The sequence below is a fragment of the Nocardioides zhouii genome (genome assembly GCF_004137345.1).
GTDB lineage: Bacteria > Actinomycetota > Actinomycetes > Propionibacteriales > Nocardioidaceae > Nocardioides > Nocardioides zhouii.
Genome location: NZ_SDWV01000029.1, coordinates 37,737 through 54,300, shown reverse-complemented (window position 1 = coordinate 54,300; position 16,564 = coordinate 37,737). Strand labels below are relative to the sequence as shown.

Annotated in this window: 14 protein-coding genes; 5 read left to right on the top strand and 9 right to left on the bottom strand. The window is 71.4% G+C overall.

The features are described from left to right. Positions 1 to 164 precede the first annotated feature (164 nt). The 6 genes from pcrA to EUA94_RS20360 form a co-directional block, all read right to left on the bottom strand. Positions 165 to 2,573: a DNA helicase PcrA gene (pcrA, locus tag EUA94_RS20385; RefSeq protein ID WP_129428684.1), complete on the bottom strand. Its 2,409-nt coding sequence runs from the start codon at positions 2,571 to 2,573 to the stop codon at positions 165 to 167. Between the two features lie 46 nt (positions 2,574 to 2,619). Beyond that, a complete protein-coding gene (locus EUA94_RS20380) occupies positions 2,620 to 2,973 on the bottom strand; it encodes a hypothetical protein (protein ID WP_129428683.1) in 354 nt (117 codons plus the stop codon). Positions 2,974 to 2,997: 24 nt separating this feature from the next. Further along, positions 2,998 to 3,441 (bottom strand): universal stress protein, encoded by a 444-nt coding sequence (locus tag EUA94_RS20375; RefSeq protein WP_129428682.1) that lies wholly within the window; start codon positions 3,439 to 3,441, stop codon positions 2,998 to 3,000. A gap of 1 nt (position 3,442) precedes the next feature. Next, on the bottom strand, positions 3,443 to 4,882 hold the full coding sequence (locus tag EUA94_RS20370) for an APC family permease (RefSeq protein ID WP_129428681.1): 1,440 nt from the start codon (positions 4,880 to 4,882) through the stop codon (positions 3,443 to 3,445). Between the two features lie 67 nt (positions 4,883 to 4,949). After that, positions 4,950 to 5,615, bottom strand: a complete 666-nt coding sequence (locus EUA94_RS20365) for a LuxR C-terminal-related transcriptional regulator (RefSeq protein WP_129428680.1) — start codon at positions 5,613 to 5,615, stop codon at positions 4,950 to 4,952. Then, the gene (locus tag EUA94_RS20360; RefSeq protein WP_129428679.1) at positions 5,612 to 6,904 is read right to left on the bottom strand and encodes an ATP-binding protein; all 1,293 of its coding nucleotides are present in this window, start codon (positions 6,902 to 6,904) and stop codon (positions 5,612 to 5,614) included. Before EUA94_RS20360 ends, EUA94_RS20365 begins: the two co-directional genes overlap by 4 nt. 155 nt (positions 6,905 to 7,059) lie before the next feature. On the opposite strand from EUA94_RS20360, the gene EUA94_RS20355 reads away from it, so the two are divergent. Both EUA94_RS20355 and EUA94_RS20350 read left to right on the top strand, forming a co-directional pair. Next, the gene (locus EUA94_RS20355) at positions 7,060 to 8,256 is read left to right on the top strand and encodes a PspC domain-containing protein (protein ID WP_165357077.1); all 1,197 of its coding nucleotides are present in this window, start codon (positions 7,060 to 7,062) and stop codon (positions 8,254 to 8,256) included. Positions 8,257 to 8,266: 10 nt separating this feature from the next. Beyond that, a complete protein-coding gene (locus tag EUA94_RS20350; RefSeq protein WP_129428677.1) occupies positions 8,267 to 8,557 on the top strand; it encodes a hypothetical protein in 291 nt (96 codons plus the stop codon). Positions 8,558 to 8,563: 6 nt separating this feature from the next. Here the strand turns inward: EUA94_RS20350 and EUA94_RS20345 are convergent, their stop codons facing one another. The 3 genes from EUA94_RS20345 to EUA94_RS20335 all read right to left on the bottom strand — a co-directional run bounded on the left by EUA94_RS20345 (position 8,564) and on the right by EUA94_RS20335 (position 12,409). Continuing rightward, positions 8,564 to 10,228, bottom strand: coding sequence for an aminotransferase class V-fold PLP-dependent enzyme (locus EUA94_RS20345; RefSeq protein WP_242495072.1), 1,665 nt, complete (start codon positions 10,226 to 10,228; stop codon positions 8,564 to 8,566). 46 nt (positions 10,229 to 10,274) lie between these two features. Next, a complete protein-coding gene (locus tag EUA94_RS20340; RefSeq protein WP_129428676.1) occupies positions 10,275 to 11,354 on the bottom strand; it encodes a glycerophosphodiester phosphodiesterase in 1,080 nt (359 codons plus the stop codon). 62 nt (positions 11,355 to 11,416) lie between these two features. Then, the gene (locus tag EUA94_RS20335; RefSeq protein WP_242495070.1) at positions 11,417 to 12,409 is read right to left on the bottom strand and encodes a glycerophosphodiester phosphodiesterase family protein; all 993 of its coding nucleotides are present in this window, start codon (positions 12,407 to 12,409) and stop codon (positions 11,417 to 11,419) included. A gap of 66 nt (positions 12,410 to 12,475) precedes the next feature. Here EUA94_RS20335 and EUA94_RS20330 point away from each other — a divergent pair, with 66 nt between their 5' ends. From EUA94_RS20330 to EUA94_RS20320, 3 genes are read left to right on the top strand one after another with little or no spacing between them, the layout of a single operon-like run. Further along, positions 12,476 to 13,018, top strand: coding sequence for a YbaK/EbsC family protein (locus tag EUA94_RS20330; protein ID WP_242495068.1), 543 nt, complete (start codon positions 12,476 to 12,478; stop codon positions 13,016 to 13,018). A 41-nt stretch (positions 13,019 to 13,059) separates the two neighbouring features. Next, positions 13,060 to 14,772 carry an ABC transporter ATP-binding protein gene (locus tag EUA94_RS20325; protein ID WP_207210674.1) on the top strand — a complete coding sequence of 571 codons (1,713 nt, stop codon included), beginning with the start codon at positions 13,060 to 13,062 and terminating at the stop codon, positions 14,770 to 14,772. Then, positions 14,769 to 16,517, top strand: a complete 1,749-nt coding sequence (locus tag EUA94_RS20320; RefSeq protein WP_129428674.1) for an ABC transporter ATP-binding protein — start codon at positions 14,769 to 14,771, stop codon at positions 16,515 to 16,517. The genes EUA94_RS20325 and EUA94_RS20320 overlap by 4 nt, the downstream gene beginning before the upstream one ends. The last annotated feature ends 47 nt before the right edge of the window (positions 16,518 to 16,564 follow it).

Below are 16,564 nucleotides of genomic sequence, written 5' to 3'. Positions count from 1 at the left end.
CGTGTCGGCGTACGACTCGCGCTCCAGCGGTGGCCGAGCCACATTCCCGAGCCAACGAGTGTGGGTGGACCACCGCTGACGGGCGTGTCGGCGTACGACTCGCGCTCCAGCGGTGGCCGAGCCACATTCCCGAGCCAACGAGTGTGGGTGGACCACCGCTCGGGTCAGAGCTTCTCCACCGGGGCGTAGCGGAGCAGCAGGCGCTTGACGCCCTCGGAGCCGAAGTCGATCGAGGCGACCGACTTCTCGGCGACCCCGTCGACGGCGACGACCGTGCCCATGCCGAACGAGTCGTGCACGACCCGGTCGCCCGGATCGAGGCTCGGGATCGGGCGGGCGGGCTTGGACTTCGACGCGACGTCGGCGCGCATCGCGGCCGAGGAGAAGTTGCGGCGCCCGGCGTCGGTGGGTGTCCCGAGGCGGGCGGCACCGCCCGTGTGGTCGGGGCGTCCCCAGCGCGTCTGCTCGGCGGCCGTACGTCGCCAGTCGACGAGGTCGACGGGGAGCTCGTCGAGGAACCGGCTGGCGGGGTTGTGGCTCGGGGCGCCCCAGGCCGACCGGACGAGGGCGCGGGAGACGTAGAGGCGCTTCTCGGCGCGGGTCACGCCGACGTAGGCGAGCCGGCGCTCCTCCTCGAGCTCGGGCTGGTCGCCCAGCGACCGCTGGTGCGGGAAGACGCCGTCCTCGAGACCGGTGAGGAAGACCACCGGGAACTCGAGGCCCTTGGCGGTGTGGAGCGTCATCAGCGTCACCACGCCGGAGTCGTCGCCGTCAGGGGCGTCGGGGATCTGGTCGGCGTCAGCCACCAGCGCCACGCGCTCGAGGAAGTCGCCGAGCCCGACCGAGACGGTGCCGGCCTCCACCTCTGCGGGGTCCGCGCTGGGTCCGGGCTGCGGGTCCTCGGCGAACTCCCGGGCCACCGCGACGAGCTCGGCGAGGTTCTCCAGCCGGGTGCCGTCCTGCGGGTCCTCGCTGGCCTCGAGCTCGGTGAGGTAGCCGGAGCGCTCGAGCACCGACTCCAGGATCACGTCGGGGCGCTCGTCGGCCTCGACCATCGACTGGATCTCCTGCACCATCGCCACGAACGCCTCGATGTTCTTCAGGCTGCGGGTGGCCAGGCCGGGCGCCTCGGCCGCGCGGGTCAGTGCCTCCCAGAACGTGATCCGGTCGCGCTCGGCGAGGGCGGCGATGCACGCCTCGGCGCGCTCGCCGATGCCCCGCTTGGGGGTGTTGAGCACCCGCCGCAGGGAGATCTCGTCGGCGGTGTTGACCAGCATCCGGAGGTAGGCCAACGCGTCGCGGACCTCCTTGCGCTCGTAGAAGCGCACCCCGCCGACGACCTTGTAGGGCTGACCGGTGCGGATGAACACCTCCTCGAAGACCCGGGACTGGGCGTTGGTGCGGTAGAACACGGCCACGTCAGCAGGGCGTACGCCGGCGTCGTCGACGAGCTTGTCGATCTCCTGGCTGACGAAGCGCGCCTCGTCGTGCTCGTCGTCGGAGACGTAGCCGACGATCCGCTCCCCCGAGCCGGCGTCGGTCCACAGCCGCTTGTCCTTGCGCCCGCGGTTGTTGCCGATCACCGAGTTCGCCGCGGTGAGGATCGTCTGCGTGGAGCGGTAGTTCTGCTCCAGCAGGATCGTCGTGGCGTCGGGAAAGTCCTGCTCGAAGTCCATGATGTTGCGGATGTCGGCGCCGCGGAAGGCGTAGATCGACTGGTCGGCGTCGCCGACCACCATCAGCTCGCTCGGCCCGACCCGCTCGCCGGCGACCTCGGTCTCCAGCTCTTCGAAGCCAGTGCCGATCTCGAAGGACTGCCCGCACAGCTGCTGGATCAGGCTGTACTGCGCGTGGTTGGTGTCCTGGTACTCGTCCACGAGCACGTGGCGGAACCGGCGGCGGTAGTTCTCGCGTACGTCGGGGAAGGCCTGCAGCACGTGGACCGTCGTCATGATCAGGTCGTCGAAGTCGAGCGCGTTGGCCTCGCGCAGCCGGCGCTGGTAGGCGGTGTAGGCCTTGGCGTACGCCTCCTCGAAGCTGTTCTTCGCCTCCTTGGCGGCGTCCTCGGCGTCACGCAGCTCGTTCTTCTGGTCCGACACCCAGTGGAGGACGGCGTTGGGCTGGTAGCGCTTGGGGTCGAGCTCGAGGTCGCGCAGCACGAGGGTCATCAGCCGCTTGGAGTCGGCGGCGTCGTAGATCGAGAAGTTCGACTTGAGGCCGACCCGGTCGATCTCCTTGCGCAGGATGCGCACGCACGAGGAGTGGAAGGTCGAGACCCACATGATCTTGGCGCGGTTGCCGACGAGGTCCTGCACGCGCGACTTCATCTCGGCGGCGGCCTTGTTGGTGAAGGTGATCGCCAGGATCGAACCCGGGTGCGCCTTGCGCTCGGAGATCAGCCAGGCGATGCGCCGGGTCAGCACGCGAGTCTTGCCGGAGCCGGCGCCGGCCACCACGAGCAGCGGCGCACCGGCATGCATCACGGCAGCCCGCTGGGGGTCGTTGAGCCCCTCGAGGAGGGGGTGCTCGAGCAGGGCCGCCTGTGTCTGTCCGGGAGGGGTGGGAGGAGTCATGTCGTCCCAACCCTATGCGGGCCCGGTGACAACCGGGTCGGCCGCGTCAGGCGTGCACGGGCGACCAGAAGACGGCCACTGCGATGTTGGCGATCGTCAGCACCAACAGGCCGACGTAGAGCCCCTGCGGAATGCTCGGCTTGCGCATGTTGACCATGACGAGCACCAGGATCACGAGCCCCACGGCGAACTTCACGCCGATCTTCGCGTGGTCGGGCGACCCCAGGCTCTCGAGCACCCCGACGAGGAGCAGGCCGGCGAGGAACGCCGTGCCGATCCCGTCACGCATCAGCGGGTTGACGGCCTTGGTCTCCGAGCGCACCTGCACGAGGAGGCCGCCGAGCAGCGCGGCGTAGCCGAGGATGTGGACGAAGAGCAGCACCAGCCGCAGGGTCTCCATGCCGACACCCTAGGAGACTGCGCGCTACTTCTTCTTCCGCGGCGCGGGTCGTACGACGAGCACCGGGCACGGCGCGTAGTGCTGGACGCGCTGCGCGGTGCTGCCGACGAGCACGGCGTCGCTGAGGCCGCCACCGCCCGCAGCCACGACGACCAGTCCGGCGTCGTACTGCTTCGCGGCCTTGATGATCTCGTTGGCGGCCGAGCCGCTGCGGATCCGCTTGTTGACCTTCGGCCCCCAGCCGTCGAAGACCGCGGCGATCGCGTCGACCGCACTCTGCGCGGCATCGCGGAACGACCCATCGAACTCGCGACCGGAGACGTCGTCGGCGAACGCGACCGACGCCAGCGGCCGGAGCACCGCGACGACCGAGACCTCGGTGATCTTGGTCGGGTCGGCGAACGACTTGAGGTGCTTGGCGGCTGCCAGCGACTGCATGGACCCGTCCGTGGCGACGATGACGTGCATGTCAGGCCTCCTTGCCGGCGGTGGTCTCGTCGAGGTCGGGGGTGGTGGCGCCGGTGCCCTTGCCGCCGAAGAAGTACTCGGCGAGGAAGAGCACGCCGCCGACGGCCAGCAGCCCGGCGCACCAAATGAGCGAGTGGGGGTCGTCGTACACGGTGAAGCCGAGGATGGCGAGGTTGCCGACCAGGCCCACCATCAGCAGCGGGGTGTTGGCCCGGAAGATCTCGTCGTGCTCGTCCTGCCCGCGGAGCTTGAGGCAGGAGACGATCACCAGTGCGTAGATCGCGAGGAGCAGGACGACCGTGACGGTCGCGAGGCGGCCGACCAGGTCGATGCCGCCGCCCGAGGCGGTGACCAGCGTGCCGATGACGAGCAGGAGGCTCACCACGACGCCGCTGAAGATCAGGCCGACCCAGGGGCTGCGGCGGACCGGGTGGATCGTGGCGAACACGGCCGGCACCACGTCCTCGCGGGCCATGCCGTAGAGGATGCGCGGCTGGGTGACGATCGTGACGAGCGTGGTGTTGGTGATCGCGATGAGCGCGATGACCACGAAGAGGTTGGTCATGAAGTCGGTGGAGAACGGCAGGATCCCCTGCTTGACCACCTCGAGCAGCGCGGCGTCGGAGCCGGCCAGCGTGTCGACGGGCACGGTCAGCGCTGCGGCGATCGAGACCAGGACGTAGACCAGACCGGCGACGAGCATGCCGCCGACCAGCGAGCGCGGGAACGCCTTGTAGGGCTCGATGGTCTCCTCGGCCACGTTGACCGTGTTCTCGAATCCGGTCATCGCGAAGAAGGAGAACGAGATGCCGGCGAGGACGGCGAGCGCGGGGCTGCTGTAGTCACCGCCGGTCTCGATCTGGGTGAGCACGCCGAAGTCGGCGTTGCCCTGGGCCACGAAGACGATGCCGATGATGAGCACGATCAGCAGGCCGGCGACCTCGACGAAGGTCATCAGCATGTTGATCACGACCGACTCGGTGATCCCGATGAAGTTCACGACCACGAGGATCGCGACGAACACCAGCGAGACCAGCAGGGCCGGAGGTGCGGCCCAGAGCTCGGAGAAGTACGAGGCGAACCCGACCGCGAGCGAGCCCGAGGCGGCCATGCTGGCCGCGAGGAACGACACCGTGATCAGGAAGGTGAGCGGCCGGTTGCCGAAGGCCTTGTTGACGTAGAGCGAGGCACCGGCGGCCTGCGGGTACTTCGTCACCAGCTCGGCGTACGCCGCACCGGTGATCGCCGCGACCGCGACGCCGAGGGCGAAGGCGATCCAGAAGGCGCCGCCGACCGCTGCCGCGACCAGGCCGATCAGGACGTAGATGCCCGATCCGAGCACGTCGCCGAGCGTGTAGAAGAACAGCAGGCGGCCCGTGATGGACCGCTTGAGCTCACTGTCCTTCTCGTCCGGGCGGGGGGCTGTGGCAGTGTCCGACATCTGACGACCCCATCGGCTCGACCCCGGGATGTCAAACCTCGACCCACCCCTTCGGGGCGCCGCGCGACTAGAGCAGGCGCCGGTCCGAGGCCCACTTCGTGAGCTCGTGGCGGCTCGAGAGCTGCAGCTTGCGCAGCACCGACGACATGTGGGTCTCGACGGTCTTCACCGAGATGAAGAGCTCCTTGGCGACCTCCTTGTAGGCGTAGCCGCGGGCGATCAGGCGCATCACCTCGCGCTCGCGCTCGGTCAGCCGGTCGAGGTCCTCGTCGACCGCGGCGACGTCGATCGAGCCGGCGAAGGCGTCGAGCACGAAGCCAGCCAGCCGCGGCGAGAACACCGCGTCTCCCCCGGCGACCCGCGTGATCGCGTCGACCAGCTCGGGGCCGGTGATCGTCTTGGTGACGTAGCCGCGGGCACCGCCGCGGATGGTGCCGATGACGTCCTCGGCGGCGTCGGAGACCGAGAGCGCGAGGTAGAGCGCGTCGGGTGAGGGCTGGCGCCGCATCACCTCGATGCCGCCGCCGCCAGGGAGGTGTACGTCGAGCAGCACGACCTGGGGCTGCAGCTCGCGGACGACGGCGATCGCGGCGTCGGCGTCGGCGGCCTCGCCGACCACCTCGACCCGGCCGGCACCGGCCGCGGCCAGCTCGGACCGGACACCGGCCCGGAACATCGCGTGGTCGTCGACCAGCACCACGCGGACTGCTCCGTCGGGGCTGCGCTCGGTCATCGGTTCTCCTCGTCCTTGGTGCCGCGGGTGGTGCGGGGCATGTGCAGGCGGACCTCGGTGCCCTCGTCGGGGGCCGAGCGTACGTCCGCCCGGCCGCCGTGGCGGGCCATCCGGTCCACGATGCTGCTGCGGACGCCGTGGCGGTCCGTGGCGACGCCGTCGACGTCGAAGCCGGCACCGCGGTCGCGGACGAAGACGTCCACCGCGGCGTCCGAGGTCTCGGCGTAGACGTCGGCGCGCTGGGTGCCGGCGTGCTTGGCGACGTTGACGACGGCCTCGCGGGCGGCGTGCACGACGGGTCGCAGCTCGTCGTCGAGCGCGCAGTCACCGACGGTGACGACGTCGACGACGACGTTGTGCTGCGACTCGACGTCTGCCGCCATCTCCTTCAGCGCGCCGGCGAGCGTGGTCGTGTCGGAGGTCTCGGCCTCGAAGAGCCACTGGCGCAGGTCGCGCTCCTGGGACCGGGCGAGCCGCGCGACGGTGGTGGAGTCGTGAGCGTTCTTCTGGATCAGCGCGAGGGTCTGGAGCACGGAGTCGTGGAGGTGTGCGGCCATGTCGGCGCGCTCCTGGGTGCGCACCCGCTCGGCGCGCTCCGCACTGAGGTCGTTCACCAGCCGCAGGCCCCACGGGCCGACGACGATCGCGAGGCCCAGCAGGCCGAGCAGGCCGGCGACGAGCACCGGCACCGCGAAGGTGGCCTGCCCGGCGGCCACCGCGAAGACGATCATGGCGGTGACGATGAGGCCCAGCCCCGCGGCGATGCGGGCGTACGCCGCCCAGCCGCCGTTGCCGAACACGGCGCGGAAGGGGTCGATGCGCCCCGTCGTGTCGGTCCACCGCTCGCGCTGGGCCTCGTCTGCCTGGCGCCACAGCAGCGCGATGCCGGCAACGCCCAGGACGACGGGCCAGAACAGCGCACCCTGTCCGAAGACGCCCTCGACGCCGAGGACGACGCCGAAGAAGAGGGCGCCGAGGGCGATCGCCGGACCCGCGTCGCGCAGCCGCGAACGCCGGCCCGGGCGCTTGCCGGTCCGCGTGGCGCTCTCCAGTCCGGGGGCGCTCACCTCGAAGCCTTGGTCGGCGGGCAGGAACATCCACAGGCCGGCGTAGAGCAACAGCCCGAAGCCGCCGAGGAACGCCGTCGCGACGAAGAACCCGCGCACCCAGAGCACCGGCACCGCGAGGTGGGTGGCCAGGCCGGACGCGACGCCGCCGGCGATGGGCGCCGAGAGGTCGCGGTAGGCCCGTCGGGACCGACCGGCTCGGGGCGCGTGTGTCTGGCTCATCGTGCCTCCATCGTCGCAGGCACACCGCGCGCGGACCATGAGGACAGACCCCGAGCCGACCCTGAGTCCACCCGGGGGCGGCGCAGGCACAACCGGCCTGCGAATCAGGGCTGTCCCCGATGGTGGCGACGCGGTCGGGCGACCAGAGTGGAGCCATGGACAACGCCAGCCCCACCACCACGGGTCAGAACCCGACACCGCCGCCGCCACCCAGCGGCGAGCAGCCGACCACCGGTCCCCGCGTCACCCGTGACGAGATGAAGGATCTCGGCCGCCTGCGCCGCAGCGTCACCGACCGGCACATCGCCGGCGTGGCCGGCGGCATCGCCCGCCACCTCGACATCGACGCGATCATCGTGCGGGTCGCGCTGGTCGTCGCGGTGTTCTTCGGTGGCGCTGGGTTCCTGCTCTACATCGGCGCCTGGCTCCTCGTGCCCGAGGAGGGCACCGACGACGAGCCGCTCGGCCTCGACCGGCGCAGCCGTTCCCTCGCCGTCGCCGGGGTCGGCGTGATCGCCCTCCTCTGCGCGATCGGCGACTGGGCCGGCGCCTTCTGGTTCCCGTGGCAGCTGGCGATCGTCGCCGCGATCGTGGTGCTGTTCCTGCACCGCAAGGAGCGCCGCTCGGGCCGGCGCACCGGCTACGGCTACACCGAGCCGACCACCGAGACGACCACCGAGACGTCGTACGCGTCGCCCGCCGAGCCGCAGCACTGGGAGACGTACGCCCGGGAGCCGCGGCCGCGCAACCCGCGCAAGCGCGGACCGATCCTGTTCTTCTTCACGCTCGCGCTGATCGCGCTGGCCGAGGGCGTCCTCGGCGTCGTCGACCTCGCCGGTGTCGACGTGGCCGACGGCGCGTACCCCGCCCTGGCCCTCGGCGTCACCGCCGTGATGCTCGTCGTCGGGTCGTTCTGGGGCCGGGCCGGTGGCCTGATCGCCCTCGGCCTCGTGGCCGCCCTCGCGACCGCCGGCTCGGTGGTCGGGAGCAGCATCGGCGACGAGCGCCGCGGCTACTCGCCGACCACCGCCGGTGACGTGCAGGAGAGCTACGAGTTCGGCGCCGGCCGGTTCACCCTCGACCTCTCCGACGTGTCCGACATCGAGGCCCTCGACGGCCGCGACATCTCGATCGACGGCGTCGGCGGCGAGGTCGAGGTGATCGTCCCCGACGGGATGGACGTCGACGTCCGGGCCCAGGTCGTGGGCGGCGACATCCGCCTCTTCGACCAGCGGGCAGACGGCTTCGACCGCACGCTCACCGCCTTCCGCGACGCCGGCGACGGCGTCCCGGACATGTCCATCACCATCGACCTGGTCGGCGGCGAGATCACCGTCCGCGAAGCAGCCTGAGGAGCACGACATGACCGACAACAGCAGCTATGACACCGACGTCTACGGCACTGACACCTCGATGTACGGCCAGCCGATGGTCGGCCCGCTCGACGCCCCCGACAAGCCGTCGGGCCGCCACCCGGTCAACATCGGCCAGCTCGTGATGGGCGTCGCCTTCGCCGGCATGGTGCTGGTCTGGGCGCTCGTCCAGGGCGACGCGGTCGAGACCAGCGAGCTCCGCTGGCTCCTCCCGATCCCCTGGATCGCCGCCGGTGCCGCCGGACTCGCGGCCACCGTGTGGCCCTCGCGTCGGTCCTGACGTCGCCTAGCCCAGCGAGCAGGCCGGGAGCGCGAACCACCTGAGGTCGTCGAAGTCGGCGCCCAGGTGCGCGGGGTCCGACCAGTCCGGGGGCGACGCGGCAGCCATGATCGCGCGGCCCTCGTCGAGGTGCTCCTGGAGCACCGAGGCGGGGGCCGTCGACGTGTGCGACTCCCACGTCATCGCGCCGTCGGCGGCGTACGACACGTCGGTCAGCCGCAGCGGCGGCTCCACGGTCCCGGTGCGGTGGTGCCAGAGGCCCGTCATCGGGTCGAAGCGGTAGTCGCCGAGCAACCGCCAGCCCTCCTGGGCCACGAGCCGGACGGCGTCGACGATGTAGGTGAAGACGTCCTCGTCCACGAAGTAGTTGAAGTTGACCCGCACCCAGCCGGGCTTGATGCCTTCGCAGCCGGTCGCGATCTGGGCCTCGAACTGGTGGCTGGTGGCGAGGTCGATGTCGAGCAGCCGGTGGCCGTACGGGCCGGCGCACGAGCAGCCGCCACGGGTCTGGATGCCGAAGAGGTCGTTGAGCAGGGCGACGACGAAGTTGTGGTGGAGGTAGGAGCCGTCCGGCGCCTTGACCACGAAGGACACGATCGAGAGCCGGGTCGAGGCGAGGTTGCCGAGGATCTGGATGCCCGGCTCGGCCACCCACGCCTCGACGGCCCGCCGCAGCATCTCCTCCTCGTGGGCCTGGATGGTCTCCACGCCGACCGCGTTCTTGAGCTGGAAGACCAGCCCGGCGCGGATCGACTCGACGATCGCCGGCGTGCCGCCCTCCTCGCGGTGGGCCTTGTCGTCGAGGTAGCGGTGCTCGGTCGGGTTGACGTACATGACGGTGCCGCCGCCCGGCACGACCGGCACCCGGTTGGTCATCAGCTCGCGCCGCACCACGAGCACGCCCGGGGTGCCCGGGCCGCCGATGAACTTGTGCGGCGAGAGGAAGATCGCGTCCTTGAAGGAGCGACCGGGGCCGTACATCTCGATGTCGACGTAGGGCGCGCACGCCGCGAAGTCCCAGAAGCTCAGCGCGCCGTGCTCGTGGAGGAGGTCGGCGACGCCCTCGGTGTCGGTGACGATGCCGGTGACGTTGGACGCCGCGGAGAACGAGCCGATCTTGAGCGGCCGGTCGGCGTGGCGCTCGAGCTCCTCACGCAGGTGGTCGAGCGAGACCCGGCCGTCGGCGTCCTCGTGGATCGTGACGACGTCGGCGATCGTCTCGCGCCACGGCACCTCGTTGGAGTGGTGCTCGAACGGGCCGATGAAGACGACCGGCCGCTGGTCGGCCGGGATCGCCGAGCTGAGGTCGTACTGGTCGTCGAGGCCGGCCGGGATCCGCAGGCCGAGGATGCCGATGAGCTTGTCGATCGCCATCGTGCTGCCCGAGCCGCAGAAGACCACGACCGTCTCCTCGTCGCCGCCGACGGCGTCGCGGATGATCCGTCGCGCGTCCTCGCGCAGCCGGGTGGTCTGCAGGCCGGTGCCGCTCGCCTCGGTGTGCGTGTTGGCGTACGCCGGCAGCACCTCGTCGCGGATGAAGTCCTCGATGAAGGTGAGGCTGCGCCCCGACGCGGTGTAGTCGGCGTACGTCACCCGGCGCGGCCCGTACGGCCCCTGCATCACCTGGTCGTCACCGATGACGGCGTCGCGGATGCGCTCGATGAGGGACACGAGCCGAGGGTACGCCGGTGCAAGGCTGCGCCTTTCACGCCGCCTGTCACCGTTCGTCGAGCACCGCCGCCACCAGGTCGGGGTTGTCGCTGAAGATCCCGTCGACGCCGGCGTCGAGGAACGCGCGCGCCTCCGCGGCCAGGTCGCCGGGGGCGTTGGGGTCGGTGCCGATGCGGAAGTTCGTCGCCATGAACTGGTTCTCCCGGCGCAGCGTCCAGACGTGCACGATGAGACCGACGTCGTGGGCGTCGCCGACCACGGGGCTCGGCACCGTCGTGGCACCCCCGGTGCGCGGCAGGACACGGTCCTTGTTGGCGCCGACCCCGTCGGCGTACGTCGCGATCCACGCGAGGCCGGTCGGGGTGAGCAGGTCGGTGTAGGTGCGCGGGTCGCCGGCGGCGGTGAAGTCGTACGGCTTGCCGCTGGCGTCGACGAGCTGCGCGAGCGGGACGTCGATCATGGTGTCGAGGTCGCGCAGGTTGGCGGTCTCGAAGGACTGGATGATCACCGGGTCGTCGGCGTCGTCCCACTTCCGCTTGGCGAGCGCGGCGACCAGCGGCTCCTCGAGCGAGAGGCCGATGGAGTCGAAGTAGGTCGGGTGCTTGGTCTCGGGGTAGATGCCCACGCCCTCGCGGCGCGCCAGCTTGATGACGTCGTCGAGGGTCGGGATCCGCTCCTGGCCGTCGTACGCCGTGTTGTCGGGGCGCACCAGCGGCAGCCGCTCCTTGGCACGCAGGGTGCGCAGCTCCTTGTAGGTGAAGTCCTCGGTGAACCAGCCGGTGACCGGTCGCCCGTCGATGGTCTTCGTGGTCCTGCGGGCGGCGAACTCGGGGTGGTCGGCGACGTCGGTGGTGCCGCCGATCTCGTTCTCGTGGCGGGCGACGAGGACGCCGTCCTTCGTGGAGACGAGGTCGGGCTCGATGTAGTCGGCACCCTGCTCGATCGCCAGCTCGTACGCCGCGATCGTGTGCTCAGGGCGGTAGCCGGAGGCGCCGCGGTGGCCGATCAGCACCGGCTCGACGAGCGAGGCCTCGGTGGCGTCGGCGGGGGCTGCGACGGCAGGGGTGGTCAGGGCGATGGTGGCGGCGAGGGTCAGCCCGAGGCCGACGAGGATCCGAGAGGTCATGCCTCGAGCCAAGCGGTCCGAGGCGGCCCTGCGCGGTCCTGCCGGTGAACGCTCCGTGACGGTTACAGCTCGCGGAGTGCCGCGAGCGCCGCCTCGGGGTGGTCGGTGATGACCCCGTCGACGCCGGCGGCGAGCAGCGCGCGTACGAGGCCGGCCATGTCACCGAGGGCGTCGGGGGCCTGGCCGTGGCGGAGGTTGGTCGGCAGGAAGCGGTTCTCCCCGCGGACGGTCCAGACGTGCACCGTCAGGCCGCGGCGGTGGGCGTCGCGCACGAGCGTCGACGGTGCGTCGATGGCGCCGTCGCGGTCGCGCGGCAGCACCTGTGAGGTGTGCGGGCCGATGCCGTCGGCGTACTCGTCGATCTCGTCGAGCGCATCCGGGCCCAGCTCGTCCCCGATCTCGAGCAGCTGGATGATCGGCAGTCGGGTGCGGGCCGCGAGCCGGCGCAGGATGGGGGCCTCGAACGACATGAGGACCACCCGCGCCCACGGATGGTCGAGTCCCTGGCGCGACAGCTCGCGCATGAGCGGGACGTCGAGCGGCAGCCCGATCGCGTCGTGGTGGGTGGCGTGCTTGAGCTCGAGGAGCAGCCCGACCGGGCGACCGCGCCGGGCCGACTCCGCGCCCACCATGGCGAGCACCTCGGTCAGGGTCGGCACGCCCTCGGCTCCGTCGTACGCCGTGTTGCCGGGACGGGTGCCCGGCATCCGCTCGCGGGTGGCAAGGGTCTCGAGCTCGGCGACCGTGAGGTCCTGGACGAACCAGCCGTACTGTTCCACCCCGTCGACGACCAGGGTGCGGCGCAGGTGGGCGAGGTCGGGCCGCTCGGCGATGTCGGTCGTGATGCTGAGCTCGAGGTCGTGGCGCGCGACCAGCACCCCGTCGCGCGTGGCGACGAGGTCGAGCTCGAGGTCGTCGACGCCCATCCGGATGGCCGTCCGGTAGGCGTCGAGGGTGTGCTCGGGACGATGACCGCTGGCACCGCGGTGCGCAACCACGGCAGGCGTGAGGACCAACGACGAGGTCCGGCCGAGCGCCTCCCGGGTCACCGTCACGACCACAGGCTGCACGGCCTCCGGGACCTGCCGGTGACCTCAGGATGAATGGCGCATGATGAGCGCGTGACGCTCCCGAGCTACCCCACCCTCACCTCGCTGCCGGCGACCGACCACCCGGACCTGGTCGCCGCTCCCGTGGCGGCCGCGCTGGCCGCCTGGCCGGGCGCGGCCCAGGTGGCGGTGGTCGACATCGACCCCGACCTCGCCGACACGGCCGCGATGAGCGAGGCGTACGACATCCCGATGACCGCCGGCGGCAACTGCGTCGTCGTGTCCGGCGCCCGCGCGGGCGACGAGCGGATCGCCGCCTGCGTGGTCCGGGCCGACACCCGGGCCGACGTGAACACGCTGGTCCGCAAGCTGCTCGACGTGCGCAAGTGCTCCTTCCTCCCGATGGACCGCGCGGTCGCCGAGACCGGGATGGAGTACGGCGGGATCACGCCGCTGGGCCTGCCCGAGGGCTGGCGGATCCTGGTGCACGACGCGCTCCTCGACGAGCCCGTCGTGGTCATCGGCAGTGGCGTACGCCGCTCGAAGCTGCTGGTGCCCGGTCGGCTGCTGGGCGAGCTGCCGGGCGCCGAGGTGGTGCAGGGGCTCGGGCGATAACCATTCGTCGCTGACCCTGTCCCGAACCTAGGATCGGGTCAGTGAGAACACTGCCGGTCGCCGATCCGGGAACCCCGGACCATCGCTCCCCCGGCCGGTTCCTGTGGTGGCTGGCCCGGCAGCAGTTGCCCACCCTGGCCGGCGGCATGGCGTTCGGGATCGTGTGGATGTCGTGCCAGGCCGTGATGCCCGCGGTCCTGGGTCGTGCGATCGACCGCGGCGTCGCCGACAAGGACCAGCAGCAGCTGCTGTTCTGGGCCGGCGTGATGCTCCTCATCGGGCTGCTCCAGGCAGTCACCGGGATCATGCGGCACCGCTTCGCGGTCACCAACTGGCTGACCGCGTCCTACCGGATCGTGCAGCTCACGACGCGGCAGTCGGTGCGCCTCGGCGGCTCATTGCCCCGCAAGGTCAGCACGGGCGAGGTCATCGCGATCGGCACCACCGACCTCTCCCACATCGGCAACGTGATGGACGTGACCGCCCGGTTCGCCGGCGCGATCGTGTCGTTCCTGCTCGTGTCGGCGATCCTGCTGAGCACGTCGGTGCAGCTCGGCCTGGTCGTGCTGATCGGCGTGCCGCTCCTGCTGTTGCTCATGGGGCCGCTCCTCAAGCCGCTCCAGTCCCGCAGCGCGACCGAGCGCCAGATGCGCTCGGACCTCTCCAACACCGGCACCGACATCGTCAGCGGACTGCGGGTCCTGCGCGGGATCGGCGGCGAGGGCGTGTTCCTCGACCGCTACCGCCGCGAGTCGCAGGCCACCCGCACCGCCGCGGTCAACGTCGCCAAGCTCCAGTCGGTGCTCGACGCCCTGCAGGTCTTCCTGCCCGGGGTCTTCGTCGTGCTCGTGGTGTGGCTCGGCGCGCGTTCGGCCGTCACCGGCGACATCTCCGCCGGCGAGCTGGTGGCGTTCTACGGCTACTCCGCGTTCCTGATGCTGCCGCTGCGCACCGCCACCGAGTTCGCCAACAAGCTGATCCGCGGCCGCGTGGCCGCGTCCCGCGTGTGCCGGGTGCTGGCGCTCGAGCCCGACGTCGTCGAGCCCACCTCGCCTGCGTCTCCTCCCGCGCCCGCCTCCGAGCTGTACGACGCCCGCTCGGGGCTCCGGGTCCGACCGGGACTGCTCACCGCGGTCGTCTCCGACCAACCCGACGACTCGGCCCTTCTGGCCGACCGCCTCGGGCTCTGCGCCGCCGAGCAGGACGACGAGGTGTCCCTGGGCGGCATCCCCCTGACATCGCTGCGCCACGCCGACATACGCGAGCGGATCATGGTGTCCGACACGGGCGCTGCCCTCTTTGCCGGCCGGCTGGCCGACCGGATAGACGAGCGCGGCAACGGTGACGTCGAGAAGGCGCTCTTCACCGCGTCGGCCGAGGACATCCTGGAGGGCCTGCCGGACGGGCTCGACTCCGTCGTCACCGAGAAGGGCCGCTCCTTCTCCGGTGGCCAGCGCCAGAGGCTGGTCCTGGCCCGTGCACTCGCCGCCGACCCGGAGATCCTCGTGCTGGTCGAGCCGACGAGCGCCGTCGACGCCCACACCGAGGCGCGCGTCGCCGCCCGCCTCCGCGCACACCGTGACGGCCGTACGACCGTGGTCACCACGGTGAGCCCGCTGCTGCTGGACGCCGTCGACGAGGTGGCCTTCATGGTCGACGGCCGGGTCGTCGCGGTCGGCACCCATGCCGAGCTCCTGGCGGACGTCACGGCCTACCGCCGTGTCGTCGTACGCGACGTGGAGGCAGTCCTGTGAGCGTCACGACCCGCCTCCCCATCACCGACGGCAAGGCCGTACGCCGCTACGTCGGCCAGGTCGCGCACCGGCACCCTCGCCTGCTGTGGACCGCGCTCGGCCTCCACGTGCTGGCTGCGCTGACCGCACTTGCCGCACCGCGCCTGCTCGGCGGCCTCGTCGAGTCGGTCGAGAACGGCACGACCCGCTCCCACGTCGACGAGATCGTGATGTGGCTGGCGCTCTTCCTGGTGCTGCAGTCGGTGCTGACCCGGTACGCCCGCTACCGCTCGCAGGTGATGGGCGAGCTGGTGCTCGCCGAGCTCCGCGAGGACTTCGTCGCCAACACGCTGGCGCTCCCGGTCGGCATCGTCGAGGCCGCCGGGTCCGGCGACCTGCTGACCCGCACCGGTTCAGACATCGACCAGCTCGGCTGGTCGGTGCGGTGGGCCCTGCCCGAGTGGACCATCGCCGTCGTCTCGGCGATCCTCACCTTCGCCGCCGCGCTCAGCGTCGGCTGGTGGGTGTTCCTCCCCTGCCTGCTGGCGATGCCGCCCCTGGTGGTCGGGCTGCGGTGGTACCTCGCCCGCGCCAAGGACGGCTACCTCGCCGAGACCGCGTCGTACTCCCAGATCACCACGACGCTCTCCGAGACCGTCGAGGGCTCGCGCACGGTGGAGGCGCTCGGGCTCGGCGCGAAGCGCGTCGAGCTGTGCGACGACGACTGCGCGAAGTCGTTCGAGGCGGAGAAGTACACGCTTCATCTGCGCACCGTCTTCTTCCCGAGCATGGAGCTGAGCTACCTCCTGCCGGTGGTCGGCACCCTGCTGTTCGGCGGCTGGCTCTACACGCGTGGCGAGGTCTCGCTGGCCGAGGTCACGACCGCGACGCTCTACGTCCAGATGCTCATCGACCCGGTCGACCGGATCGTCTCCATCCTCGACGAGCTCCAGCTCGGTGCCGCGTCCCTCGCGCGGCTGCTCGGGGTGGCGCAGGTGCCGGACGACCGCGAGGTCTCGGGGCGTACGCCGTCGTCGGAGAAGCTCGACGCCGACGACGTCCGGTTCTCGTACGTCGAGGGCCGCGACGTGCTGCACGGCATCGACCTCGATGTCGGGGTGGGCGAGCGGATCGCGATGGTCGGACCGTCCGGCGCGGGCAAGTCCACCCTCGGACGGCTGCTCGCCGGCATCCACCCGCCACGCACCGGCGCGGTGACGGTCGGCGACGTCGGTCTCGTCGAGCTGCCGCTCGGCGACCTTCGCGGCCACGTCGCGCTCGTCACCCAGGAGCACCACGTCTTCGTCGGCACCCTGCGGGAGAACGTCGTGCTCGCCCGACCCGGCTCGTCCGACGACGCCGTCCGCGACGCGCTCGGCGCCGTCGACGCCCTCGAGTGGGTGGACCTGCTGCCGGCCGGCCTCGACACCGTCGTCGGATCCGGCGGCCGCGCGGTGACGGCTGCCCAGGCCCAGCAGATCGCCCTGGCCCGGCTCGTCCTCGCCGACCCGCACACCCTCGTGCTAGACGAGGCGACCTCGCTCATCGACCCGCGCGCCGCCCGCCACCTCGAGCGCTCGCTCGCCGCCGTGCTCGAGGGCCGTACGGTCATCGCGATCGCGCACCGGCTCTTCTCCGCCCACGACGCCGACCGCGTCGCGGTCGTCGAGGACGGCCTGATCGCGGAGTTCGGCTCGCACGACGACCTCGTCGCCGCCGGCGGGTCATACGCCGCCCTCTGGGAGTCGTGGCACGGCAAGGGCTGATCGATCCCCGGCGAGCGGTGGTCCACCCACCGCAACCTCCGCCACTG

Coding starts and splice junctions, on each gene's coding strand:
- pcrA (WP_129428684.1), bottom strand. CDS start 2,573: ATGACTCCTCCCACCCCTCCCGGACAGACACAGGCGGCCCTGCTCGAG.
- EUA94_RS20380 (WP_129428683.1), bottom strand. CDS start 2,973: ATGGAGACCCTGCGGCTGGTGCTGCTCTTCGTCCACATCCTCGGCTAC.
- EUA94_RS20375 (WP_129428682.1), bottom strand. CDS start 3,441: ATGCACGTCATCGTCGCCACGGACGGGTCCATGCAGTCGCTGGCAGCC.
- EUA94_RS20370 (WP_129428681.1), bottom strand. CDS start 4,882: ATGTCGGACACTGCCACAGCCCCCCGCCCGGACGAGAAGGACAGTGAG.
- EUA94_RS20365 (WP_129428680.1), bottom strand. CDS start 5,615: ATGACCGAGCGCAGCCCCGACGGAGCAGTCCGCGTGGTGCTGGTCGAC.
- EUA94_RS20360 (WP_129428679.1), bottom strand. CDS start 6,904: ATGAGCCAGACACACGCGCCCCGAGCCGGTCGGTCCCGACGGGCCTAC.
- EUA94_RS20355 (WP_165357077.1), top strand. CDS start 7,060: ATGGACAACGCCAGCCCCACCACCACGGGTCAGAACCCGACACCGCCG.
- EUA94_RS20350 (WP_129428677.1), top strand. CDS start 8,267: ATGACCGACAACAGCAGCTATGACACCGACGTCTACGGCACTGACACC.
- EUA94_RS20340 (WP_129428676.1), bottom strand. CDS start 11,354: ATGACCTCTCGGATCCTCGTCGGCCTCGGGCTGACCCTCGCCGCCACC.